The following is a 23,781-nucleotide window of genomic DNA, read 5'->3' on the forward strand; positions in this document are numbered from 1 at the left end:
ATGACCGTTTTAATTATTGAAGATGAGGCTGCAAATGCGGCAAGATTGCAAAAAATGCTTTTACAGTTGGAAGAAGGAATTGTAGTTGCCGGAGTTTTACAAACTGTACGCGATAGTATCGCCTGGCTTGAAAAAGAAAAAAGTCCTGACATTATTTTTATGGATATACGTCTTACTGACGGTATCAGTTTTGAAATCTTTAATCAGGTCAATATCCAATCGTTCGTTATTTTTACGACTGCCTATGACAAGTATGCATTACAGGCATTTGAAGTAAATGGTATCGATTATCTTTTAAAGCCTATCGAGCAAAAAAAATTAGACTCGAGTATAAAAAGAATTAAAAGTTTCATGAATCCCGAGCTTGATAAAAGTGTTGTAGATATTTTAAAAAAAATGCGTTTACAAAAGGACATTTATAAATCACGATTTTTAATCAGCTACAAAGATTTGTTTATTACAATTCCCAGTGCTGATATTGCTTATTTCAGCTCTGAAAATAAAATAGTATATCTTACTACACATACTAACCAAAAATATGTGATTAGGCAAACACTTGATGAATTAATGCAAGAATTAAATCCTGATGACTTTTTTAAAGTGACCAGGAATTATATTGTTTCCTTAAAATCAATCCACAAATTATCTCAATCCTTTGATTATAAACTAAAACTGGAACTCAAACCTATTGTTAACGAAATAATATTAGTAAGCAGGGAACGCGGAATTTCTTTTAAAAACTGGCTGGATAGCAAGTAAAATTTTTATAGATTTTTAAATTAATGCTTCGATAATTATTTAAAAGATTGTTTCCTTAAATCTTAATCCAATAAAAAAACAATCAATCCTCTTGCGCCATGCGCTCCAAGAACCAATGATTGTTCGATATCAGCCGTTTTGGATGGTCCGGCAATAAAAGTCCCGAAACCATATTCCTGATTGCCAATTCTCTCATAGGCCTGATGCATGGTGGCGATAATATCTTTTTTATGCACAATTATAGCAAGATATTGTGCAATAAATGGCGATACGCGTTGTCCTAATACATCATCTGTCACCCAAAGCGCACTATTTTCGGCTACGCCAAAATGAGCTTTAATCACATTCAATTCGACATCCTGAAGCGAATGTGGGTCATCGTTTGTCCAGTCTAAAGCTGCAATTTCAGAAAGTTCCGGAATTGTGGTGATCAGGCGTTTTTCGAGATTATAATTTGATTTTATATATTCGATGATTTCAGCATAATTGGCCACTTCAACAGGATCTCCGCCTATATTTTTGAGTACTGTTTTATAGGTTGAAAGCACATCAGGATTCTCTGAACTTAAAAGATTCAGATCAGGCAAATTAGTGATAAAAGCAGGTTGATTTTGCTTTATTTTATTTAAAATATCTGCTTTACTACTCATTGTCTTTTGCTTTTGCTTCTCTTGAATTTTTCTTGTACCATTCTCTAAAAGATTCCTCAGGAACTTCCGGCATTTCGCGCTGATCGTACCATTTGTTCATTTTATTATTGACCAGACCGGGAATATTTTTCATTACAAAACGACCTGATTTTCCGGCAATATTAAAAATAGTTGGATTCGCTAAAACTGTTGCCATCGTTTTCATTGCAACGGTTTTGGCTTTTGGTGTATGACCTTCTTTTACCAAAACCTGACGCCATTTGTACAATTGGTCGTGTATATCGATTTTTACCGGACAAACATTGGTACAAGAACCACAAAGTGTACTTGCAAAAGGTAAGTCGGCATTTTTGCTCATGTCTAAATTGGGTGCCAAAATAGAACCAATTGGTCCTGCAACGGCATTGTGATAACTGTGTCCACCGCTTCGTCTGTAGACCGGGCATGTATTCATACACGCGCCACAACGAATACATTTGAGGGAATTTCTAAAATCTTCTCTGCCTAATTGAGTACTTCTGCCGTTATCTACAATCACGATATGAATTTCTTTGCCGTCTCTTGGTTTCTTAAAATGACTTGAAAAAGTGGTAATAGGCTGTCCTGTAGCGCTTCTGGCTAATAATCTAAGGAAAATACCTAAATGTTTGCGTTGCGGAATCAGTTTTTCGAATCCCATGCAGGCAATATGAACATCGGCAAGATGTGCGCCCATATCGGCATTTCCTTCATTGGTACAAACGACAATTTCGCCGGTTTCTGCAATAGCAAAATTGACTCCGGTCAACGCTACTTTTCTCGTTAAGAAGGTATTTCTTAGACTCAAACGAGCCGATTCTGTTAAATATTGAGGATCTATATTTCCTTTTTGTGTACCTAAATGTTCGTGAAAAGTTTCGCTTACATCTTCTTTTTTAAGGTGAATAGCGGGCAAAACAATATGACTGGGCGGTTCTTTGCGAAGCTGAACAATGTATTCTCCTAAATCAGAATCGATTACTTCAATGCCTTTTTCGGCCAGATAATCATTCAAATGGCATTCTTCTGTAAGCATCGATTTTGATTTCACCATTTGCTTTACATCATGTTTTGCCATGATCGAATGCACAATTTCGTTATGCTCTTTTGCATCGGCTGCCCAATGTACTATTATACCGTTTTTCTGTGCATTGGCCTCAAATTCAATCAAATAATCGTGAATATTAGAAAGCACATTGTTTTTGATTTGCGATGCAGTTTCACGAAGCAATTCCCAATCGGGGATTTGATGCGCCGATTTATCCCTTTTTTCACGAACAAACCAAAGTGTTTCATCGTGCCAGTTGACGCGTTCTACATCTTTGTTAAAACGTGTTGCGGCTTCGCTGTGCGGTATAACTTTTTCTGATGACATCTTTAATTATTTAAAAGTCAATTTTGAAATTAATTAAATTTCTAAACCTTAACTATTGGTAATTAATTTAACCGCAAAGTCCGCAATGTTTTTACGCAAGGTTCGCAAAGCTAAATTTAATCTTAGCGGACTTTGCGTTTTTTTTCTTTGCGAGCTTTGCGGTTAAAAATTACACTCAAAACTTATTTTTTAATTTTCCAACGAATTTAATATTTCAGCAATATGAATGGTTTTGATGGGGCTTTTTTGCCTTTTTAGAATTCCTTCTAAATGCATCAAACACGACATATCTCCACCGGTAATATAATCTACATGATGGTTTTCATGATCTTTTATTCGGTCTTGTCCCATTTTTACCGAAACAGCTTCTTCAGTAACACAAAATGTTCCTCCAAAACCGCAACATTCATCTTTTCTGGATAAAGAAACCAAATCTAATCCTTTTATATTGTGCAGTAATTGCTCTGGTTTAGAGAAAAATGGCGCATTAAGTTCTGTCATCTGCGAAAGCTTTAATCCGCGTTGACCATGACAACTTACGTGCATTCCTACTCTGTACGGGAAATTTCCTTCTATAGTATCTACTTTTAAAATATCGGTAATAAACTCCGTTAATTCGAAAACTTTCTTTCGCATTTCTGCTGCTACTTCTTCTTGTTTTTCGTCATGCAAATGTTCTTTTACATGTAAAACACAACTTCCGGAAGGGCAAACAATATAATCGAATCCGGCAAAATTGGCGATAAAATTTGCATCACAGCCTTTGGTTAAATATTGGTATCCGCTATTCGCCATAGGCTGTCCGCAGCAGGTTTGCCCCATTGGAAAATGAACCTCGCAACCTAATTTCTGCAAAAGTTCATAAGTTGCAATCCCTACTTTTGGGTAAAACTGATCGACATAACACGGTATAAATAATCCGATTTTCATATGTTGTCTTTTTAAACGCTTTGAGTTTGTTTATCAATATGAAAGGACTTTTCACTCCAAATAAATCTCAAAGTGCTAATGTAAAAAATTGTATTTCTTTTTTACGCACAAAATTTATGTTTTATGTGTGTATTTGTTTTTTATGTGTAATCTATTTTATACTATTATTTCACGCAGATTTTAAAAAGATTTAAGCCGATGTACGCAGATTATTATCTAAAATTAAATCTGCTTAAATCTGTAAAATCTGCGTGAAACAAAAATTCCTTAATCTGTTGCTGTTTTTCTCTTGCAGATCTTGCAGATAACGCAGATTTTTTGCTTCTCTCATTTTTTGTCATCCCTCATTCCTCGGGATTGACAAACTATGCGGAAATGAATCAGCTACAATCCTCTATCCTAATAGCAATCGGGATTACCTAATTATTTTTAATTTTTAATTCTAAATTTTTAATTTAAAATCAATGCTTATAAAACTTCAAATCAATCAAATCATTCTGGATCGGTTTTGGATTCCAGTTTTGATGAATCGCCAATGCAGCACCCAACGCACTTGCCTGCGCCATCGAAGCGGCAAAAACTTCGATATCCGGATAAGCTTCGGCCAATAAATTCATGAAAATTGAATTTTTACTAAAGCCTCCATCTACAAAAATCTTCTTTACGGAACTATTGTGAATGACCAGATTAGTCGAAAAAAACTGTTGCTCTACCAAATCCAGCATCAATTGATGATAGGCGATTTCGTAGCTTTTAAAATTATCAAGATCTCTCTTTTGAAACGGACATTCTTTTAGAATATCAAAATCATATTTCTTTGGATAAATAATCTGAAAGTTTAGCGCTCGCAAATTCGACACTATCTTTTTATCGAAATAAACCTCTTTATAAGTATCTATAGGCACTTTAAAATGTTCTGCCAATCTTTTTGTTTGTAATTCGTGTTCGTTCCCTGAAAACAGACGTGCTGCTTTTACAGGCTTTTCTGTGTATTGCATATAACACAAACAATCGTGCTGCAATTCTTCAAAAGTCAATTGTTTATTATTGAAAGGATTCAGGGAAATACTCCATGTTCCGGTCGACAATAAAACAAAAGGTTCTGTAAAGTTTATTGTGTACGGAATAATAGCCGATGAACTGTCGTGAAGTCCAACACCAATGGCTAGTCCGTCTTCTTTTTTTATAATATCTTTTCCGTAATGAAGCGGTGGAATTTTATCTGAAATACCTTCATTTTTGAGCCATTTATGATACTTCATCTTTTTAAAATTCCAAAGATTGGTATGGCATCCAATACTTGTAATATCAGCGTAAGCTTCATTGGTTAAAAGAAAACTCAAATACTGCGGTAAATGCAAACAGTATTTTACCTGATCGAATAGTTCCGGATTTTTTTCTTTGAGCCTGTAAATCTGCATTCCAGAATTCAGACTTCCCAATACGGGCGAAGCCGTTTTGACTGCAAAAGTTTCTTGTCCTTTGTATTTATTATAAAAGTCGTTTTTTAACTCCTCCGGATACTCTTTTAAGTAATTGTATAGAGGAGTTAAAACTTTTCCTTTTTCATCAATGTAAACAAAACTAGCACCGTAAGTACTAAAATTGATGGCCTTTAAAACGTAATCCGTTAGATTTTTAATTTCTGCCAATCGATCGAATATCCAGTTTTTAAGGACTTCGATATCTTCGCAGGGAAAACCATCTTCGTCGAGGGTTTCGTCAAGATTTACTGATTTTTCCCAGACAATTTTATAATTTTCATCAAATAAAAATACTTTCTTGTTTGTTTTACCAATGTCAAAAATTGCAACTACATTCATTTAATTATAAGTTATGAGTTTTGAATTATGAGTTATGAGTTAGTTTTTTGTTTTATAAAAAACTGCAATAGAGTATTACTATAACTCATAACTTATAATTTACAATCCTGTCGCCAATGTTTTTAGTCCTCTTTCACCAATTAGATTTTTTCTAACAGAAAGGCTTCTGTACAATTCCACCGGATTTAATGCCGCGCCTGAACGTAAACGAGCCTCGGCAACCAATGCACGAACATCTGTACGGAAAGCGTCCTGAAGGATTTCCTGTGCTTTTACAACATCATTTTCTTCCTGCGCTTTTTCTAATGCTTTTCTGTCTACCAAAAGAGCCTGGGCATATGCAATCATAATGGCTTCTACAGATTGTAATAAATCTTCTAAAGGATCTTTTATGTTGTGAGAAGCATCGATCATCCAGCCTAAATCTTTGGCGTGATTCATTCCGCGAGCGTCCATTCCTTCTACTAATTCATTAAAAATCAAGAATAATTGATAAGGTTTTAAAGCTCCGGCTGTTAAATCATCATCTCCGTATTTTGAATCATTAAAGTGAAAACCTCCCAGTTTTTCTTCCATCAATAATAATGAAACGATTTGCTCGATATTGGCATTTGGTAAATGATGTCCTAAATCGACCAAAGTTTGTGCTTTGTCTCCTAATTTTTTCACATACGAATACGATTGTCCCCAATCTGCCACTGTTGTGGAATAAAAATTAGGTTCGGCACATTTGTATTCTAAAAATAATTTCCAGTTTGAAGGTAATGCATCGTAGATTTCTTCTAAACTTTCTAATGTATTTTGGTAGGCTTTTCTAAAGTTTAATTGTCCCGGAAAAGAAGATCCATCGGCTAACCAAATTGTTAGTGATTCTGATCCTAATTCGATTCCGTGTTGGATAACTTCTATATTATGAGCAATTGCTTGTTTGCGAACTGCTTTGTTTACGTTTTGTAATGATCCAAATTTATACGAATTGTCCTGACCTGCCTGATCCTGAAAGGTATTCGAATTCATGGCATCAAATCTTAAATTGTGTTGTGCAGCAAGACTTTTTATGGCTTTATAATCCTGTGGAATATCCCACGGAATATGTAAAGAAATCGCTCCTGAAGCATTGTTTAAAGCATGAAGCAAACCTACATCTTCGATTTTTTCTTCGATAGAACGTGGCTCTCCACCTCCTGCAAAACGACCAAAACGTGTTCCACCTGTTCCTAAAGCCCAAGATGGAATCGCGATTTGAAAATCGATCAATTTTTGAATAATAGATTCTGTATCACCAATTTCTGATACTGTAAAGGCAAATTTATTTTGATGTTTTTTTAATAAATCGTCGTTGTGAGATGCGATATTGTTTGATCCGATTAACATATTATTTTATCTTTTAATAGAGATTACAATATATAAATTATATAAATTGAACTCTGGTTTAACTTTACTCTTTTATGCTATTTGTTCATTTTTGCAGGCAGTTATGTCTAAAAAAATCTAACGTCCGAATGATATCGAACGTTAGACCACAAAAAACCACTTTTGCTTTAAACAAACTTAAAAACTTAAACTATCTATCTGTAAAAGCCCATTGATACTCCGCCGTCTACATTCAGGGCGTTTCCTGTTGATTTGTCCAGCAAACCGCCAACGAATGCAAAACAAGCGTTTGCAATATCATCCGGCAATATAATTTCATTTAGTAACGTACGTTTTGCATAATAAGCCGGTAACTCGGCAACCGTAATACCGTATGCTTTTGCACGACCTTCTGCCCAGCCACCAGACCAAATATTAGAATCTGAGATTACTGCATCAGGATTTACTGTATTTACACGAATTTTATCGGCACCTAATTCAGCTGCCATTAAACGTGTTAAATGTGCCTGAGCTGCTTTGGCCGAACCGTAACCCGGATTATTTGGCCCCGCAACAACTGCATTTTTAGATACAATGTTTACGATATCTCCGCCAAATCCTTGTTTGCGCATGACTTCGATTCCGGCTTTCGAAACAATAAATTGTCCTTTTACCAAAATATCATACAATCTGTCCCATTCTTCAAGGGTATGTTCTGCAATAGATTTAGAAATACTAATTCCTGCATTATTCACTATAATATCTGCACCTCCAAAAGCTAATGAAGCTTCGTCTAATGCTTTTTCTGTACTTTTTTCGTCTGTTACATTTAGTAATGTGCTTGAAACAGCATCTTTACCAAATAGTTTAATAAACTCAGCTGTAGCTTGTTCTAAACGTTCTTCGTTGATGTCGTTGATGACCACACAAGCACCTTCCTGAGCAAACTTTTTGGCAATTGCCTTACCAATTCCGCCTGCCGAACCTGTAATTACAGCTACTCTTCCTGAAAGTGCTTTTGGTTTTGGCATACGTTGCAGTTTGGCTTCTTCAAGCAACCAATATTCAATATCAAAAGCTTCCTGATGTGGCAGCGAAGTATATTCTGAAACTGCTTCGGCACCTTTCATTACATTGACTGCATTGATATAATATTCTGATGCCAAACGCGCCATTGTTTTATCTTTAGCAAACGTAAACATACCAACTCCCGGATATAAAATCACAACCGGATTTGGGTCACGCATTGCAGGCGAATTCGACTTTTTGCAAGTATTATAATAGTCTTTGTACATGACGCGATACGCTTCAAAAGCAGGTGTTAATTTTGCTTTGATCGCATCAACATCTGATAAATCTTCGTTTGGTTCTAAGGTTAAAACCAAAGGACTGATTTTGGTACGTAAAAAGTGATCCGGACAAGAAGTTCCAAGTGGAGCCAGTTTTGATAAATCATTAGAATTAATGAATTCCAAAACTCTTGCATCATCTGTATAATGCCCAATCATTTGACGTTCTGATGAACAGAAACCTCTAAGAATTGGTGCTACTTTTGCCGCTTTTAATTTACGATCAGCCTCAGGAAGACTGTCTATTTTTTTACCTCCAAAAACAGCACGTTTTTTTCCGTAGTTACTTTCTAAATATTCAGCACATTTCTCGATTACCTCAAGTGTGTTTACATAACTTTCGTAAGCAGTATCTCCCCAGGTAAACAAACCGTGAGAACCTAACATGATACCACGTAATTTTTTTCCTTTTTTCTCTGCCTCTTCCAGACAACTTCTTAACTGAAGCCCCAAGTCAAAACCAGGACGCTGCCATCCTACCCAGCCAATTTCGCCGTCGAATAATTCGTCGGTAATTTTAGCTCCGTCTTTGGCTGCAGCGATTGCAATGGCTGCATCAGGATGTAAGTGATCGATATGTTTGAAAGGCAAAAAACCATGTAAAGGCGTATCTATAGAAGGTGCTTTTGAAGCCAAATCGAAAATACAGTGATTGAATAATTCGACCATTTCGTCTTCGAATTCTATTCCTCTGTATACATTTTCAAGATTACGAAGACGGTCCAGATAAAGTGCCGCACAACCTGATTTTGTTAGTGTACCAATGTCTCCACCAGAACCTTTAATCCACATTACTTCAGAGGTTTCTCCGGTTAACGGATCTTTATCAGTAATTTTTACCGACGTATTTCCACCGCCATAGTTTGTCAATCTTAAATCGGCTCCTAATAAATTAGATCGATAAATGAAAAGCGCTACTTCATCTCCTGCCAATGCTGCTGCCTTAGCGTCATCCCAAAGATAGCTTACATGCTTAAAAGTCATATTATTTATATTTATATTCGACATTGTTGTTATGTTATGTTTGTATGTTTATAATGAGTTTCCAATTCCGACTAAAACAATTGATAGCATGATCAGTGCAATTCCCCAACCAAAAGTTCTAAGAGTTCTTTTAGAAACTCCTGCCCATTCTTTAAGATAAAAGCCCCAGAAATTTGCTGTCAGGATAATGGTTGCCATGTGCAAAATCCATGAACTTGCGCCGTTTCCTAATTTGCTTTCTCCCATTCCGTAAAAGAAAAATTGTAAAAACCACATCGTTCCTGCAATACCCGAAAAAAGTACGTTTCTGGCAATTGGCGTTTTGGTATTGGTATAATCTGAGAAAGTTTTATTTTTGAAATTAAGGTACATGCACCAGATAAAGTTGGTGGTAAGACCTCCCCACATCAAAACTATATAGGTCACATTGTTTTGGAATAACGGATTACAGCCATAATTTACTGCGGTTTCTGCCATTGGTTTTCCAGCTTCGATTCCGTAATTAAAAAACGAACTCAGAATTCCCGAAATAACGGCGATAATTAAACCTTTTACTAAACTAAAATCTTTGTCTTTATCCTCGTGTCCTGTTGCAAAATCTTTTTCTTTTAAGATTCCTGCTTTTCCGGAAATGGCAATTCCTATAAGACAAACTAAAACTCCTGCCAGAACAAGACGTCCGCCTGGATTTGAAAGCATATCGGTAAACGAAATTTTACCTTCTGTTGGATATAAATCGTAATAAACTGAAGGAACCAAGGCACCAAAAGCAGAACAAAATCCAAGGATAATAGAGTTTCCTAAAGACATTCCTAAATAGCGAACTCCCAAGCCGTAGGTTAATCCTCCAACTCCCCAAATTAATCCCATCAAAAAGGTGAAAGCTTTTATGGTTGGCGATGCTGTTACAATGATATCGACAAAATTTGGAATCGTTAAATAGGCAGCAATGGGCGGTACTATTAGCCAGGAGAAAAATCCTCCCACGATCCAGTAGCTTTCCCAAGCCCAATCTTTTACTTTTTTAAATGGCATATAAAAACTACCTGAAGAAAATCCTCCGATAGAATGAAAAATGATTCCTAATAATGATTCCATTAATAATTTAGTTTTTGGTTAATTTGATAGTTAAATTGGTTTTGTAAAATAATAGAATGTAAAAAAGAAAACTGTCCTGTACTATCCTTTATAGTTTTGTTATTTATGTTAAAACTGAAGATTATTACAAACAACTGCCCGATATTATTGGAAATATAAATTTAAAATTTCTATTTTAGCAATCGATTTCGTAATTATTATATCCTCAATTTGCCTTAAACATACAAATCAGCAAAAACATACAACAACCCTTATTTAATTTGAAAGCCTTTGTGAGAAAAGTACCGGAATGAATTATTTTACCCTTTTAGGCTAAAACTTTTTTTGCACAAATTATAACTCAAAATTAAATCGTAACTTATTGCTGCATAATTTACAAGACTTACAAAATGATTAAATTAATTAAAATAGATGAAGAGTCCAGGATTCCTAAATACAAACAAATTGTAGATTCGATCCTGCAGAATATTGCCAACGGAAACTTAAAAATAAATCAAAAAATACCCTCTATAAATAGCTTTAGCGAGGAGTTTTATATGTCGAGAGATACTGTCGAAAAGGCGTATAATATTTTAAAGGAGCGAAAAATCATTTCTTCTATAAGAGGAAAAGGATATTATATTACCCGAACTAAACTGGAATCTAAGGTAAATATCCTCTTTGTGTTAAATAAGCTTAGTGCTTATAAAATGAAGACTTACAACTCATTCATCAATACAATTGGAGCAAATGCGCATACTGATTTGCATATTTACCACTGCGACGAAACCTTGTTTTTGAACTTACTGGATAAATTTGAAGGTGCTTACGATTATTATGTGATTACAACGCATTTTAAAACCGATGAATTAAAACACTTGAGTTTTACTGATGAAGTTGCGAAAGCGATCCAGAATATCCCAGAGGACAAACTTGTTTTAATGGATAATATCAAACTGGGGATGCAGGGCGAAATTATCAAGATTTATCAGGATTTTGAAAATGATATTTATAACGCCTTAAAGGAAGGTCTTGCCAAAATAACAAAATACGAAAAACTAATTCTCGTATATCCTGACAAAGCGGTTTATCCGTATCCGCGTAGAATTTTGCATGGGTTTAGAAAATTTTGTGTGGAGCATGAAATCAATTTTGAAATTCTAAGCGAAGTCTACGATGATATGATTCTAAAAAAAGGGGATTTATTCATCACCATCGAAGAATCGGATTTGGTGAATTTAATGAAACAAATTCGTGATGAAAAATTTACTCTGGGTAAAGATATTGGCGTGATTTCGTATAACGATACACCTTTGAAAGAGTTATTGGGGATAACGGTGATGTCTACCGATTTTAATGTAATGGGAGAAACTGCTGCCCGAATGATTCTGAATAAAGAAAAAGGACAGGTAAAAGTGCCGTTTAATTTTATTGATCGAAATTCTATTTAGTTTTTTTGCCACTAAGGCGCTAAGTATTTTTTTATAGAATTGAGATTCTAATTATGTATTAAAGTAGAAAGCTTCAGGGAAATCTGGGGCTTTTTTTTTGAAAAAATCAGGAGAATTTTATTTGATTTAAGATTTATTAGAACAAAAAAATTGCGCAAAGTATGAGGCATTTGTTTAGCTTTTCAAGTAAATCCTTTTAAGAAAATAGATTTTTTAAATTTCATTACTATCATACTAACCTCACAAACTATTTAACAAAGAAAACATTGCTAAGAAAAAAATAAGTTTAGGTACGTATTGCGGATAACTAAATAGAATCATATCTATATTTTTGCCCAAAATCCATCATAAAGGATTTCAAAACCCTAAAATAACTAAAAACTATGTCTGATTTTTTAAAACAGTTTGGAGAAGATCTAAAAAAAAATGTACCCGGTTTTATCGCAGTTTCTGTAGCTGAAATCAAAAGTGGAATGTCATATTATTCACAATCTGTGGTAAGCGATTTCGATCCTGAATTGGCCTCTGCATTTAATCTTGAAGTTGTTAAAGCAAAAATGAATGCTATAAAAGCATTAAATTTGCAAGGACAGGCTGTTGATAATGTAATGATTACCCTAACTTCTCAAATTCACATTATTGACGTTTCTGATAATGGAGAATATTTTATTTATTTAGCTGTAGATTCTACAAGAGCTAATTTAGGGATGACAAAATCTATCCTGAATAAATACAAAAAAGAAATAGCAGAAAAATTGTAATTGTATTTTATATAAATTTTAAAAAGAGAATATTCGTTTTTGAATATTTTCTTTTTTATTTATGCTCTTTCTTTGCATGCCTAATTCATTTATCTATATTTATTCGGTAAAAGAAAATAGCCCTAAATGGAATTACGAGAGTACTTCGAAAAATACCCAAATGAAGAAATTTGCATTGAAGAATTTAAAAACAAGCGTTTAAAAAATGGTTTGATTTGCAAGAAATGCGCAAATAATACCCATTCCTTCAGAAAATCTGATTTAAAATTTCAATGCAGGAAATGCAAAAACAGAATTGGTCTTCGTTCCGGAACAGTGATGGAAAACTCTAATTTACCTCTTAAATACTGGATGATTTGTATTGAACTAATGACACTCTCTAAAAGAAAATTTTCTATTTTAGAAATACAATATTTGTTAGGACACAAACGATACGAACCTATTTGGTTAATGGTACAGAAAATTCGTTTTGTAATGCAAAAAAGAGATGAAAAATATACACTTCGGGCGTATACTGAATTTGATCCTGAATTTCTCAACGAAGTTGGAAAACTTAACTTTTCTAAAAATGAACAACTAGAATCTGTTGTAAATTAATTCGATTGAGATATTTTTTTTCTACGAAGACACTAAGTTTTTTTTATAGAATTGAGACTCTAATTAAGAATATTAGAATAGAAAATCTCAGAGAAATCTGGCGCTTTTTTTTTGAAAAAGTCGGGAGACTTTTATTAGATGTAAGATTCATTCGTATAAAAATAATCGTTTTTATCTTACAAAAAATATTTTTAGAAAACTTACAGTGAAAAGTCGGGAGACTTTTATTAGATATAAGATTCATTAGACAAAAAAAATTGCGCAAAGTCAGAGACATTTGCGCAGCTTTTCATGAGAACACTTCGGGAAGCGGGGCTTATTAGCTAGTTAACAATAATTGGAATATCAATATAAACTTTTCTAGTTTTATGATTAACTACTTCTTTATTATTTGTGTCTTCATAAAAATGCTCTTCGATGTAACCTCTAAAATATTTTTTTCCTTTATTTTTAAAACTAATATTAATTTTAAAACTAATATCATTTCCAGATGATTTTAACCCGTTTTTCTTTATTTTATCAATGTTACAAAATTTATTGTCAAAATCAGGTGAAAAATATATTAGTGATATTACACCTTTTTTCTTTATTAACGGAACGTATTTAATAATTAATTCATTCTTTACTTTTGATCCAAATTTAGAATTTTTAAATGTATAAGAAAAAAAAGAACTATTAGGAATGTCTAAATTGCCTTTTGAATCATAATTCCATTCTTGATTTGGATATTCTTCACCACATATATTTTTATACTCTACAACTTTCTCAACTTTATTTTTAGAATTATAATACTTCCATTTATTATCTTTTAACTTATTGATAGTATTTCCCTCTGAAACTATATTTTTCCCATCATAATACTTTACGTAAAACGATAATTTATTTAATTTATTAGTTACCATTTTTGAATCTACTACACCATTTTTATAATAAAAAATAGAATCAATAAATTCTGCTGGATTCCCATAAACTTTCGAAACTATTTTTCCTTCTGCATCATATTGAATAATTTCTTTTGTATTTTTTTTACATGACAATAAAATAAAAAATACTAACAGTATGACCTTTTTATATGCATTCATTTTTTTTTTGTTTTAATCTGCTCTCCGAAGTGTTCCTTATTCGAGCTGCCCCTGCTCTCCGAAGTGTTCCTTATTCGAGCTGCGCAAATGTCTCTGACTTTGCGCCATTTTAAACAAATGTAACTGAAAAACGAAAAACTCTGAAAGTCTCCGACTTTAATACTGAATTTAATATAAATTATATAGAGTTAAAGATTTTGGATCTAAAACATTTACTATTGGATTATCAACTTTTTCAATTTCTAATAATCCTGAATTATTAACATAATTAGCTGCACTAGAATAAATATAATCCGAGGCTTTTGCAACCAATCCGGCTCTCACAGGATTCAAATGTATATAATGCAATTTAGACCACATAAAGGCTGTTGAATAAATTTCCTCTGCATGATTTCCATATTGCCAGAATTGATATTCTTTATTACGCTGATGTTTTTGAGCTGCAAGTTTAAAACGTTCCAGCATCCATTCTTTTCTGCTTTCAGGACTGCTTTGAATTTTATCTAAAATATTTTTTGCAATAAACTTTTTAAAATCCCTAATTAAATCTGACAATTTCCCTTCTTCAGACTGAACAATTAAATGAATATGATTGCTCATAATAACATAGCCATACAAAATCATTCCTTTATTTTTAATACAATAATCGAAACAGTCAATTACAATGTCTCTGTACGTTTGACGTGTAAAAACATCAATCCAGTCTACAACTGTTGATGTTATAAAATGAGGTAATTTTTGATCTCGAATTACATATCCTTCTTTCATTTTTAAATTATATTTCGTTCAAAAATAATTGATTTTTCTTACTTAAATTGTTCTCAAGAAGTTATTCTTAAAAGTCGGGAGACTTTTATTAGATGTAAGATTCATTAGACAAAAAAAAATGCGCAAAGTCAGAGACATTTGCGCAGCTTTTCATGATAACACTTCGGGGAGCGGGTGTTTTTATTCATTTTAGCACATTTAAGGCAATAATAAAACAAAAAAGATGAGCATCACTGCTCATCTTAAAATTATTTATTTCTAAAATTTGTTCAATTTCAAAAGGTTAGAAATCTAAAATCTTATATCACTAACTTTGAAACACTACCCATTTTACAGTAGTACTGCTGTTTATAGTTTTTAGTTCTACCATTTCTAATAACCTTTTTCTCTTTGCATTTAGGACAATTTACATCATCACTAACTTTGGAACACCATGTCGCATTTTTATTCATTTTAGCACGTTTAAGGCAATATTAAAACAAAAAAGATGAGCATTACTGCTCATCTTTAAATTATTTTTTAATGATATTTATTCTATTTCAACAAGTTAGAAATCTAAAATATCATATCACTAACTTTGAAACACTACCGGCTTTTTTGTTTGCTTTAGATTGCGGGTGCGAAGTCAGGAGACATTAGCACAGAGTTTCATCAGAACTATTCGTAATCGGGGGCTATGTAATTTCAAATGAATTAAAACTTGAAATTGATGTTAAGTTTTTATCATATTTAGATTTTATTAGTATTTCAAATACTTCCTTTGGCAAATCAATAATCTCTAAAGGTGAGATAGGCTGAGCAACTAGATGATAATTTGGGTCTAAAAAATTATTTAATATAGTTTTATCGAAAGAATACAAACCTTTTTTAGTCATCAAAACATAATCTGCTAAATATCTTTCATCTGGCACCATTTTTAATATCTCACTTAAACTGACATTAATTTCTATCTCAGATTTTTCAGGTAAATTTCTAAAATAGGAAGAGAGCAAATTATAATCGGATGATTCTGCAATTGATTTAGGTAGTTTTCCACCACCTGAAGCAACGAATGCTACGTGCTTTCCATCGGTAAAAAACCAATCAATATCTAAGGATTGTTGTTCTATTTCAGTAATCATATTTTTGTATTTAATTATTTTCCAAAAGTTGTTTTACAGTTATCACACATCGGTATAGTTTGACCAGTTCTTGGTCTTATCGCATTGGTAAAATTAATTTGATTTGGTAATGCATTTGGATTTTCCAATAACAAATTATTTCCAGCTTGGAATTCTGCACAGCATCCAACTGTATTTCCTGTAGCTGTCTTTGTACCTATACCACCTAACTCGCCAACAACACCTTCTAATTGAGGCGCTATGACTGATTGAGGCGCCCCACTAGTAGCAATCATAGTCTGACCATTTAATTCAGCACCTACAACAGTGGAAGGAACACTTCCAGACGTTGATAATTCTGTAGCCGTAGCTCTAACGGAATTGCTTAGTGAGCTCATGGTAGAAGCTTTTCCTATGGCGTTACCCCCCCTGCTCTCCGAAGTGTTCCTTATTCGAGCTGCGCAAATGTCTCTGACTTTGCGCCATTTTAAACAAATGTAACTGAAAAACGAAAAACTCTGAAAGTCTCCGACTTTAATACTGAATTTAATATAAATTATATAGAGTTAAAGATTTTGGATCTAAAACATTTACTATTGGATTATCAACTTTTTCAATTTCTAATAATCCTGAATCATAGAAATAAAAGTCGCAAAGTTATTCGTGTAAACACTTTACTTTGCGACTCTTTTTTTTGATTAATTATTTTCTTCTTTAAAAAGGATGAATTTGCGTTTACAAATACTTCTTATCTTTTAAAGGACTTTTTGCATTATGAAGCAGATCATCAGCAATTTGAATCATTCCGCTGTTGTTTGGGCCTCCCCAAAGTGCTCTTCCAAATATGTAACTAATGGTATATTCTTCCCATGTAGTACAATATTTTTTAAGCTCAGTAAATGATTTTCTCAGATATTCTTTCATCTCTAATTCAGAAAGATAACCAGCCTCATAACAACAACGTGATAAAAATGCTCCTCTGCCATAATTCCATGCCGCATCTTTGATCTTTTTTATTTGCACAAAATCTTTAATAACATTTTGCTCTATAAGCTCAGGCACCACATTGTTAAGATTACGATATATATCTAGATACTTCTTGAAGATTTCTTCTTCGGCAGGTAAATTCGACTTTAAAATCGTAACGTAGTTCTCTTTATTTTCGAAAGCATCATAAACGACCTCGATATATTGATCCTGATTTCTGTCCTGCAGATCCAAAAGTATTTCTGCGGCAGCCTCTTTATCATAGATACTCCAATAATCTTCTAAAAGCGTCTTTAATGTCGATTTACTAAGTCCGGTTTCATACGAATTAAGATAGGCAGATTGTTGTTCAGCATACATAGCACTAACTAATAAATAATCTAATTGCTGACCAACTATTACATTTTTATCGTTTAATCGAATGCTTTTAAACGCATTGAAAATCTTTGAAAATATGCCCATTTGTCTTTATGCTACTTGTAGATTTGGAAACTTGTTTTGTAATACTTTTACGAAATTCTCTCCTACTACCTGATATTTTGCTCTTGTTAATAATTGTTTGTTCAAATTAAAAATATCTGTTGGATCCGGAACATAATGCAATCTGTCGTGAATTTCAAGTGCCAAAGGATTACCATCTATATTGAATGTAATGATATGAGTTTTTGGCAAATATTCTTCAGAAGATTTTGAGTACAATCCTAATTGTGATTTTAAAATACCGCCATATTCAAGTTTTGCATCTTCGATACGGAAATTATCAAAAACAACATGCTCGTCTAATTCTCCAACAGCATCAGTACTAAAAAAATGCAAATCATTACCGCTCAAAACCCAGAAACATTCGGTTTCTACGCGTTGCAATTTTACGCCTACAGCAGAAAGGGCAACATTTTTAATTCCGTCAGTTACCACTTCCTGAACTTTATTTGCTTTGGTCTGAGGAACAGATCCGGAGGTGTAAGCATCTATCGATTTCCCTTTTAACCATTGTGTTAATTGCTGAAAATCTTGTTTTAAAACTTCTTCTTTATGAAGATCGTATTTTGTTCTTTCAAGATCTAAGTCAATTTCTGATTTTGCGGCTGCATGCTTTTTGTTCATGTATACCATAAAAATGATACCGGCAATTACTAATACAACGGGAATTAAAAAAAGTGGATTCATAATTTAATTTAATTTATTAAAGGTTAATTGGTTTTACGTCTTTGTTTTTGTCTTTTCCAAAAATGCCATACAGAATCAAGCATACTAATAAAAACAGAATTATTTTTCCGCCATATTGCGTATAAAATCCTAATTTCAGTAATTGCTCTTTATCTAATTTATTGGTATTTATTATTTTTTCAAGCTGTTCATCAGAGAGTTCGTAATATCTGTCAGAATCCGGCTTTGCCAATACCAGCTTTGGTTCCTGTGTGATCCAAACCGGAATCCAGGCAATACTATATTCCTGATGCAATCGGGCAAGATCTAAATGTGTATTTGATTCTTCTTTTGAGAGGTATTCGTCTGTATTGGGTAAATCTGATACAATTTCTAATTTGTCAATTTTACCAATTGGTATTCTTGCTTTGGCTAAAGCCAAATTGTAAGAGCAGAAAGTAACAATCGTTGTTAATAGAATTTTTTTCAGGTAAATCATAATTTATTGGTTTAGTATTTTTTTTGGGTTTATTTGGATTAGTATTTAATTTACAACAACAAAAAATGATATGTTAAAACACTCAAAAAAGAATATTATTAAAAGCTTCTTTAACATTTTTGTTCAAATATATTTAATTTTTCTTACAATAGACAATAAAAAAAATTAGATTTTGCATTTTAATAAAACACAAAATCTAATTTCTAAAATGTATATTCTTTTTTGTTTTAATGTTAAACTTAACGTTACAAAAAATTAATATTCACGAAAAATACCGTTTAATTATCCTGAAATTTAACCAGTACAATATTTGGTTTTGGTGCAGGTTTCATGCCTGTTCCCATATAAAAACTAGTATGTGGCGGCTGATTATATCCCACATTTTGCCATGCAACGCTTAGTCTGTATTGCGGATCGTGCATCAAAGTATATTGTCTTATTGCGGTTGGAATTGTAGTCGAATAAATTCTAAGTTCTGTATTATCTTCAGATCTTAATATTAATTCTTCGCGCCAGTCCCCTAAAATATCTGCAGAAAGTGCTGGCGTAGATTTTGTACCATTATTTGATGTTGCGCCTGTTGCAGTAAATAATCGGCCTGCGTTGTATTTGTCGATGTAATTTGAGTTCAGTAATTCTCTTGAAGAATCTCCATCCCAATAAATTAAAAAATTGATAGAGCTTGGTGCTTTTCCTATTTCGTTTCCTTTCATGTCATGCAAAAAAGGAGATCCTGACCACCAGCATTGCGCTCCTTTTCGGGTTGGATCTATATTGTCTGCAACTCCTCGCCCAACATCTTCGTTTATAGAACCGGTAAACAATACTTTTCCGTCAGCAGCAGAAAACAGTGTTACGCCCGGACCTGTAGTTCCGTTTTCTATTTCGTGAATTCCAAAAACTTCCAAGCCGGGAACATCAAGATCAAGATCTGAAACATGAAGTGCATCTCCGTGTCTAAAACCTGTCGTATACAAACCTTTTCCATCATCATCCACACACATCGATCCGTAGATAATTTCGTCTTTTCCGTCATTATCCACATCTGCGACCGTTAGTCCGTGATTTCCCATTCCGGAGTACGGATTATCGGCATCTTTACTATCAAAAACCCATCTTGAAGTCAATTTTTTATCTTTAAAATCCCAGGCTGCCAAAACGGTTCTTCCATAATAACCACGGCACATTACCACACTTGGATGAACGCCGTCAAGATAAGCGATACAAGCCGTAAAACGATCAATCCTGTTTCCTTTAGTATCATTTCCTCCGCTGCCGCCATGTCCGCCCCAACCGGCAAGATCACCACGTTCCGGAATATAATCAACGGTGGTAATTAGTTTTCCAGTTCTTCCGTCAAAAACAGAAAGGTACTCAGGGCCTTTTAGAATTTTACCCAAAATAGGCGAATTCGGGTCGCGTTCTACCCAGTCTTTTGAAGCGTCGCCCACAACATTATTCTCACTGTCGGTAGTCCCGTCAGCAGTTTTACAGACAAATTCCGAAATTCCGTCACCATCTAAATCATACACCATAAACTGGGTGTAATGTGCGCCTTCGCGAATGTTTTTTCCGAGATTAATCTGCCATAAAAATTTCCCGTCTAAAGTATAGGCCTGAAATATGGGTGGGTCTGTAATTCCGGTATGTGAATTATCATGTGCTTTTCCGGTCATGTGTACTATCAAATCATATCTTCCGTCTCCGTCTAAATCCCCCACCGAAAGGTCATTTGGAATATATCCTTCAACCGGTTTTAGTTTAATAGATAAATAATCTTTATCCGGACTTTGAGCAGCAATGGTAAAACTTCCTTTTGCATCGGTTTCTTTTCCTTTAAGAACTGTTTTTACAAACCAGGTATTTTCTTCCTGGCTATTGGCTTTGGTATCTACAAAATTAGTAGCTCCCAGAATAGGTTTGTCATTAAGTTTAACGGCTTTTTTAGTGCCGCTTTTTCGATATAAATTAAAAGCAAGATTATCAGGATCAGTCCCTAAAACTCTCCATCCTATAAAAAACTGACCTTTGTCTTTTACTGCAATAACGCCACGGTCCAGGTTTTCCATTTGCCTTTGAGCGAATGAAACTAAAGTTGATAAAAGAAATAATAGTAAAATTTTATTCTTCATGATTGGTGTTTTTTATGGTTAGTTATTGGCCACGGATTGAACGGGTTTTAGCTGGTTTGCACTGATTTTTTTTTAAATCTCTCGCAAAGACGCAGAGGCGCAAAGTTTTTATTTTTATATTGTTTATCATCGCACACGGATTACGCGGTTTTTGACTGGTTTGAACTGATTTTTTTTTAATCTCTCGCAAAGAGGCAGAGGCGCAAAGTTTGTTTTATAAGTTTATTATTTTGCGGCTTTGTGTGAGAATATTTAAGCTCAAAAAAAATAAATAAAAAATCTGCGACAATCCGTTCAAACCCGTCTAACACGTGGCCCATTAAATCAAAACATCTTTTTAAATCCTTCGCTTTGTATTTTCCAGGTTCCGTCTTTTGGGAAGCCTGGGTTTGGTTCTGTGCTTCCATCCCAACCGGCACACATCATGGCAACAGCGGTTAACAATCCCCCGTTTCCGGGAAGGTAAAGTGTTAATCTTTCTGCCTGATAATTGTGTCCGTTTTTCAAATAAGTGTTCGTCGTTACATTCATGAATAATGCATCAATTGCTTTTTCGGGCATTTGTAAACGTGCTGCCGACATGGCTGTCATTGGAAAATCCCATCCCCATGTTTTATCCCATGTCCACGTTTTCCAAACCAAATCGAAAGTATTTTTCATGATTTTTTTATCTAAAAGCGATGTTTCCGGAAGCATCCCGAAAGTTCCTAATACAGATGGATGATCTGTTTTGAATTCCGGATTGGTATACGAATCTTTGGCACTTTCTGTGGCCAGATATACCTGATCTAACATTGGTAACGAAGATAATTTCGCCAAAACGTTTTCCCATTTTTCAGGTACTGTTTGGTTTAATTTTTTCTTCCAGGCGATTGCTGTTTTCAAAGCCCAGTTCCAATACGCCAATTCATATGTTGGATTGAAAGTTTCCATTGCTTTAAAACGTTCCTGAGCCGGAATAACACCCGGACCTAAAACATAACGATCTGTTTTGCTGTCGTAATGGGCAAAAGAAGCCATGAAATCTGCGGTTGCGAAAACACGCTCGCTATATAAATTTAAAGTCGCTGTGGTGGGTTTAGCGCGATAAATCAATTCAGCATAGGTAATAAAATGTGGCTGCTGCCAAATCAAAAATGAACCTACAGATGACGGACTTTCATTCCCGTCTGCATCTACCATTTTCTGCCATCTTGCGCCTTCAAAACCTTGTCTTTTTGCTATATTTTTGGCTTTATCAAAAACTTTCTGATACCACGGTAAACTTTTTTCCAGCAATTCAGGTCGGTTCCAAAGGGCAAAGTGAACACCATGCCACCAATGCATTTCTAAATGCGGTTTTCCGTACCAACTATTATACGTTAAACCCGTTTCCTGAGGCGGCACTTTTCCTGTACATTGAACTTTCGTCAAATATTGCGAAAGGATTACTCTTCGTTCCAGTTCTTTTGCACGCGGATCTGTACTTCCTGAAAAATCTACCGCAGCGCCACTTTTCCAGAATTGCTCCCAACCTTTTATACTACTGCTTTCAATTTCTGCGAAAGAAGAATTGGATATTTTTTTATCTGTTAAAGCAAAAAGACAGCTTAATTCTAAGGTATTGGTATTGACTGCTTCGAGCACAAAATAATGATCTGCAGTTTTTTTAATTTGTGCATTTCCTTTCCAGTTCAAATTTACGTTGTATGAAATACTGTCCATTGCATGGGTAATAACAGCTTCTGTTTTAGACTTTTCGACAAGAGCACTTTTATAATCCTGCTTTCCTTCGTATTTTGTTCCCATATCTGCCCAATCTCCTGTAGGAAACGGAATTCTCAAACTAATTTTTAAACGTTTTTGCTGTAATAAATCTGATTTTACTTTTACTCCAATAGCATCTTTTTCCTGATGAGAAGCCGTAAGAACGGTGACCGGAATACCTTCTACTTCAAAATAACTTTCGATTTCTCCTGTCCATAAATTCAGTTTTTGGGCAATCGATTTAATGTCTTCGGGTTTTGCCGGACTTCCGTCTTTTTTGGTAATCTCAAAACCTAAATTTCCCAATTGCAATAAATGCGGATTCTGGCGAAACCAATTCACCGCTTCGACTTTTCTGGCTGGTTCTTTTATCTGAACCGTGTATGAAATATCTCGTCCGTATTGCTTGTAATCTCTCAGGGTTTCTGAAAATTTATAATTATTGGTATTTTTATAGCTGTCCCAACCCCACTCTGATTGTGTTCCTAAAGGAATTCCGTTTTGGTATTTTTTAGGGAAAGTCTGCAAACCGGTAGCATCAACAGTAAAAGCAAAAGCACCGTTACCAACAGTGAGCGAAGCCAAAGTATCGATAGCCGTAATTTGTACATTATGCCTTGTTACTAATGCTTTTCGATCAATTTTCTGTTGGGCCGACAATGAAATCGAGAATAATGATATAATTATTAATAGATGTTTTTTCATTTGGTTAGGTTTATAGTTTCAGGTTGAGATAAAAAAAATTTAACCGCAAAGTGCGCAAGGTTTTTTTATCTAATAATATTTGTAAAAAATTAAGTTCGCAAAGCTTTATCAATACAAAGCTTTGCGGAGTTTCTTGCGGAGATCCCTCGTTCCTCGGGATGACAAATTAGACGAAAATATTGTTATAAAAATGATTGGCCTAGCCCCGATAGAAGTGGAAATCCTTTTGTGCCGGGGTTCGGCACAAAAGATTGTAACGGATAGCGGGATTAGCTCCTGAAAAAAAATATTTGGTTTTATCATAAGAATCGGGATAACAAAATTTGTGTTCTTTGTGGTAAAATTTTAAGCGGTTTTATATTTTTATTTTTATCATTATCTAATTTTCTTATTGGCTAGATTTATATGTCGTCCCTACGGGACTCGAATGATAGTCGCTATAAATGTTTCTATAAATATATCGCTCCTCTGGAGCTTAAAATTTCTATT

19 protein-coding genes and 2 pseudogenes are annotated in these 23,781 nt (G+C 34.1%); 4 read left to right on the top strand and 17 right to left on the bottom strand.

Annotated elements, in window-relative coordinates; genetic code table 11:
• A complete protein-coding gene (locus LNP81_RS21435; RefSeq protein ID WP_230039333.1) occupies positions 1 to 759 on the top strand; it encodes a LytR/AlgR family response regulator transcription factor in 759 nt (252 codons plus the stop codon).
• A gap of 62 nt (positions 760 to 821) precedes the next feature.
• Here LNP81_RS21435 and LNP81_RS21440 read toward each other — a convergent pair whose 3' ends face one another.
• The 7 genes from LNP81_RS21440 to rhaT all read right to left on the bottom strand — a co-directional run bounded on the left by LNP81_RS21440 (position 822) and on the right by rhaT (position 10,339).
• A complete protein-coding gene (locus tag LNP81_RS21440) occupies positions 822 to 1,409 on the bottom strand; it encodes a LutC/YkgG family protein (protein ID WP_230039334.1) in 588 nt (195 codons plus the stop codon).
• Positions 1,402 to 2,802: a lactate utilization protein B gene (locus LNP81_RS21445; RefSeq protein WP_230039335.1), complete on the bottom strand. Its 1,401-nt coding sequence runs from the start codon at positions 2,800 to 2,802 to the stop codon at positions 1,402 to 1,404. Before LNP81_RS21445 ends, LNP81_RS21440 begins: the two co-directional genes overlap by 8 nt.
• Before the next feature lie 189 nt (positions 2,803 to 2,991).
• Positions 2,992 to 3,732 carry a (Fe-S)-binding protein gene (locus tag LNP81_RS21450; RefSeq protein ID WP_230039336.1) on the bottom strand — a complete coding sequence of 247 codons (741 nt, stop codon included), beginning with the start codon at positions 3,730 to 3,732 and terminating at the stop codon, positions 2,992 to 2,994.
• A 461-nt stretch (positions 3,733 to 4,193) separates the two neighbouring features.
• Positions 4,194 to 5,555 (bottom strand): FGGY-family carbohydrate kinase, encoded by a 1,362-nt coding sequence (locus LNP81_RS21455; RefSeq protein ID WP_230039337.1) that lies wholly within the window; start codon positions 5,553 to 5,555, stop codon positions 4,194 to 4,196.
• 99 nt (positions 5,556 to 5,654) lie between these two features.
• Positions 5,655 to 6,929, bottom strand: a complete 1,275-nt coding sequence (locus tag LNP81_RS21460) for a sugar isomerase (protein ID WP_230039338.1) — start codon at positions 6,927 to 6,929, stop codon at positions 5,655 to 5,657.
• Between the two features lie 194 nt (positions 6,930 to 7,123).
• Positions 7,124 to 9,265 carry a bifunctional aldolase/short-chain dehydrogenase gene (locus LNP81_RS21465; RefSeq protein ID WP_230039339.1) on the bottom strand — a complete coding sequence of 714 codons (2,142 nt, stop codon included), beginning with the start codon at positions 9,263 to 9,265 and terminating at the stop codon, positions 7,124 to 7,126.
• A 24-nt stretch (positions 9,266 to 9,289) separates the two neighbouring features.
• Positions 9,290 to 10,339: an L-rhamnose/proton symporter RhaT gene (rhaT, locus tag LNP81_RS21470; protein WP_230039340.1), complete on the bottom strand. Its 1,050-nt coding sequence runs from the start codon at positions 10,337 to 10,339 to the stop codon at positions 9,290 to 9,292.
• Positions 10,340 to 10,728: 389 nt separating this feature from the next.
• Between rhaT and LNP81_RS21475 the strand changes: the two genes are divergently transcribed.
• The 3 genes and pseudogenes from LNP81_RS21475 to LNP81_RS21485 form a co-directional block, all read left to right on the top strand.
• Positions 10,729 to 11,769, top strand: coding sequence for a GntR family transcriptional regulator (locus tag LNP81_RS21475; protein WP_230039341.1), 1,041 nt, complete (start codon positions 10,729 to 10,731; stop codon positions 11,767 to 11,769).
• Positions 11,770 to 12,152: 383 nt separating this feature from the next.
• On the top strand, positions 12,153 to 12,530 hold the full coding sequence (locus tag LNP81_RS21480) for a hypothetical protein (RefSeq protein WP_230039342.1): 378 nt from the start codon (positions 12,153 to 12,155) through the stop codon (positions 12,528 to 12,530).
• Positions 12,531 to 12,656: 126 nt separating this feature from the next.
• Positions 12,657 to 13,115 (top strand): annotated as a pseudogene (locus tag LNP81_RS21485) (transposase); the annotation flags it as partial.
• A gap of 335 nt (positions 13,116 to 13,450) precedes the next feature.
• Here LNP81_RS21485 and LNP81_RS21490 read toward each other — a convergent pair.
• The 10 genes and pseudogenes from LNP81_RS21490 to LNP81_RS21530 all read right to left on the bottom strand — a co-directional run bounded on the left by LNP81_RS21490 (position 13,451) and on the right by LNP81_RS21530 (position 23,292).
• Complete coding sequence (locus tag LNP81_RS21490) at positions 13,451 to 14,209, bottom strand: hypothetical protein (protein WP_230039343.1); 759 nt, start codon at positions 14,207 to 14,209, stop codon at positions 13,451 to 13,453.
• 168 nt (positions 14,210 to 14,377) lie between these two features.
• Positions 14,378 to 14,977, bottom strand: a complete 600-nt coding sequence (locus tag LNP81_RS21495; protein ID WP_230039344.1) for an REP-associated tyrosine transposase — start codon at positions 14,975 to 14,977, stop codon at positions 14,378 to 14,380.
• Positions 14,978 to 15,303: 326 nt separating this feature from the next.
• Positions 15,304 to 15,429, bottom strand: a pseudogene (locus LNP81_RS27545) (transposase-like zinc-binding domain-containing protein); the annotation flags it as partial.
• Positions 15,430 to 15,651: 222 nt separating this feature from the next.
• Entirely contained in the window at positions 15,652 to 16,098 is a 447-nt protein-coding gene (locus LNP81_RS21500; protein WP_230039345.1) for a hypothetical protein, read from the bottom strand.
• A 14-nt stretch (positions 16,099 to 16,112) separates the two neighbouring features.
• On the bottom strand, positions 16,113 to 16,475 hold the full coding sequence (locus LNP81_RS21505) for a hypothetical protein (protein ID WP_230039346.1): 363 nt from the start codon (positions 16,473 to 16,475) through the stop codon (positions 16,113 to 16,115).
• A gap of 337 nt (positions 16,476 to 16,812) precedes the next feature.
• The gene (locus LNP81_RS21510) at positions 16,813 to 17,526 is read right to left on the bottom strand and encodes a DUF1266 domain-containing protein (RefSeq protein ID WP_230039347.1); all 714 of its coding nucleotides are present in this window, start codon (positions 17,524 to 17,526) and stop codon (positions 16,813 to 16,815) included.
• 6 nt (positions 17,527 to 17,532) lie between these two features.
• Positions 17,533 to 18,231 (bottom strand): hypothetical protein, encoded by a 699-nt coding sequence (locus tag LNP81_RS21515; RefSeq protein WP_230039348.1) that lies wholly within the window; start codon positions 18,229 to 18,231, stop codon positions 17,533 to 17,535.
• Positions 18,232 to 18,247: 16 nt separating this feature from the next.
• The gene (locus LNP81_RS21520) at positions 18,248 to 18,709 is read right to left on the bottom strand and encodes a hypothetical protein (RefSeq protein WP_230039349.1); all 462 of its coding nucleotides are present in this window, start codon (positions 18,707 to 18,709) and stop codon (positions 18,248 to 18,250) included.
• Positions 18,710 to 18,987: 278 nt separating this feature from the next.
• Positions 18,988 to 20,841, bottom strand: a complete 1,854-nt coding sequence (locus LNP81_RS21525; RefSeq protein WP_230039350.1) for a rhamnogalacturonan lyase — start codon at positions 20,839 to 20,841, stop codon at positions 18,988 to 18,990.
• Positions 20,842 to 21,165: 324 nt separating this feature from the next.
• Positions 21,166 to 23,292 (bottom strand): hypothetical protein, encoded by a 2,127-nt coding sequence (locus LNP81_RS21530; RefSeq protein WP_230039351.1) that lies wholly within the window; start codon positions 23,290 to 23,292, stop codon positions 21,166 to 21,168.
• Between the last annotated feature and the right edge of the window lie 489 nt (positions 23,293 to 23,781).

The organism is Flavobacterium piscisymbiosum, from assembly GCF_020905295.1.
GTDB classification, from domain to species: Bacteria; Bacteroidota; Bacteroidia; order Flavobacteriales; family Flavobacteriaceae; genus Flavobacterium; species Flavobacterium piscisymbiosum.

What these genes read in the sequence shown, in the direction of transcription:
- LNP81_RS21435 (WP_230039333.1), top strand. Translation starts at nt 1, where the DNA reads ATGACCGTTTTAATTATTGAAGATGAGGCTGCAAATGCGGCAAGATTG.
- LNP81_RS21440 (WP_230039334.1), bottom strand. Translation starts at nt 1,409, where the DNA reads ATGAGTAGTAAAGCAGATATTTTAAATAAAATAAAGCAAAATCAACCT.
- LNP81_RS21445 (WP_230039335.1), bottom strand. Translation starts at nt 2,802, where the DNA reads ATGTCATCAGAAAAAGTTATACCGCACAGCGAAGCCGCAACACGTTTT.
- LNP81_RS21450 (WP_230039336.1), bottom strand. Translation starts at nt 3,732, where the DNA reads ATGAAAATCGGATTATTTATACCGTGTTATGTCGATCAGTTTTACCCA.
- LNP81_RS21455 (WP_230039337.1), bottom strand. Translation starts at nt 5,555, where the DNA reads ATGAATGTAGTTGCAATTTTTGACATTGGTAAAACAAACAAGAAAGTA.
- LNP81_RS21460 (WP_230039338.1), bottom strand. Translation starts at nt 6,929, where the DNA reads ATGTTAATCGGATCAAACAATATCGCATCTCACAACGACGATTTATTA.
- LNP81_RS21465 (WP_230039339.1), bottom strand. Translation starts at nt 9,265, where the DNA reads ATGTCGAATATAAATATAAATAATATGACTTTTAAGCATGTAAGCTAT.
- rhaT (WP_230039340.1), bottom strand. Translation starts at nt 10,339, where the DNA reads ATGGAATCATTATTAGGAATCATTTTTCATTCTATCGGAGGATTTTCT.
- LNP81_RS21475 (WP_230039341.1), top strand. Translation starts at nt 10,729, where the DNA reads ATGATTAAATTAATTAAAATAGATGAAGAGTCCAGGATTCCTAAATAC.
- LNP81_RS21480 (WP_230039342.1), top strand. Translation starts at nt 12,153, where the DNA reads ATGTCTGATTTTTTAAAACAGTTTGGAGAAGATCTAAAAAAAAATGTA.
- LNP81_RS21490 (WP_230039343.1), bottom strand. Translation starts at nt 14,209, where the DNA reads ATGAATGCATATAAAAAGGTCATACTGTTAGTATTTTTTATTTTATTG.
- LNP81_RS21495 (WP_230039344.1), bottom strand. Translation starts at nt 14,977, where the DNA reads ATGAAAGAAGGATATGTAATTCGAGATCAAAAATTACCTCATTTTATA.
- LNP81_RS21500 (WP_230039345.1), bottom strand. Translation starts at nt 16,098, where the DNA reads ATGATTACTGAAATAGAACAACAATCCTTAGATATTGATTGGTTTTTT.
- LNP81_RS21505 (WP_230039346.1), bottom strand. Translation starts at nt 16,475, where the DNA reads ATGAGCTCACTAAGCAATTCCGTTAGAGCTACGGCTACAGAATTATCA.
- LNP81_RS21510 (WP_230039347.1), bottom strand. Translation starts at nt 17,526, where the DNA reads ATGGGCATATTTTCAAAGATTTTCAATGCGTTTAAAAGCATTCGATTA.
- LNP81_RS21515 (WP_230039348.1), bottom strand. Translation starts at nt 18,231, where the DNA reads ATGAATCCACTTTTTTTAATTCCCGTTGTATTAGTAATTGCCGGTATC.
- LNP81_RS21520 (WP_230039349.1), bottom strand. Translation starts at nt 18,709, where the DNA reads ATGATTTACCTGAAAAAAATTCTATTAACAACGATTGTTACTTTCTGC.
- LNP81_RS21525 (WP_230039350.1), bottom strand. Translation starts at nt 20,841, where the DNA reads ATGAAGAATAAAATTTTACTATTATTTCTTTTATCAACTTTAGTTTCA.
- LNP81_RS21530 (WP_230039351.1), bottom strand. Translation starts at nt 23,292, where the DNA reads ATGAAAAAACATCTATTAATAATTATATCATTATTCTCGATTTCATTG.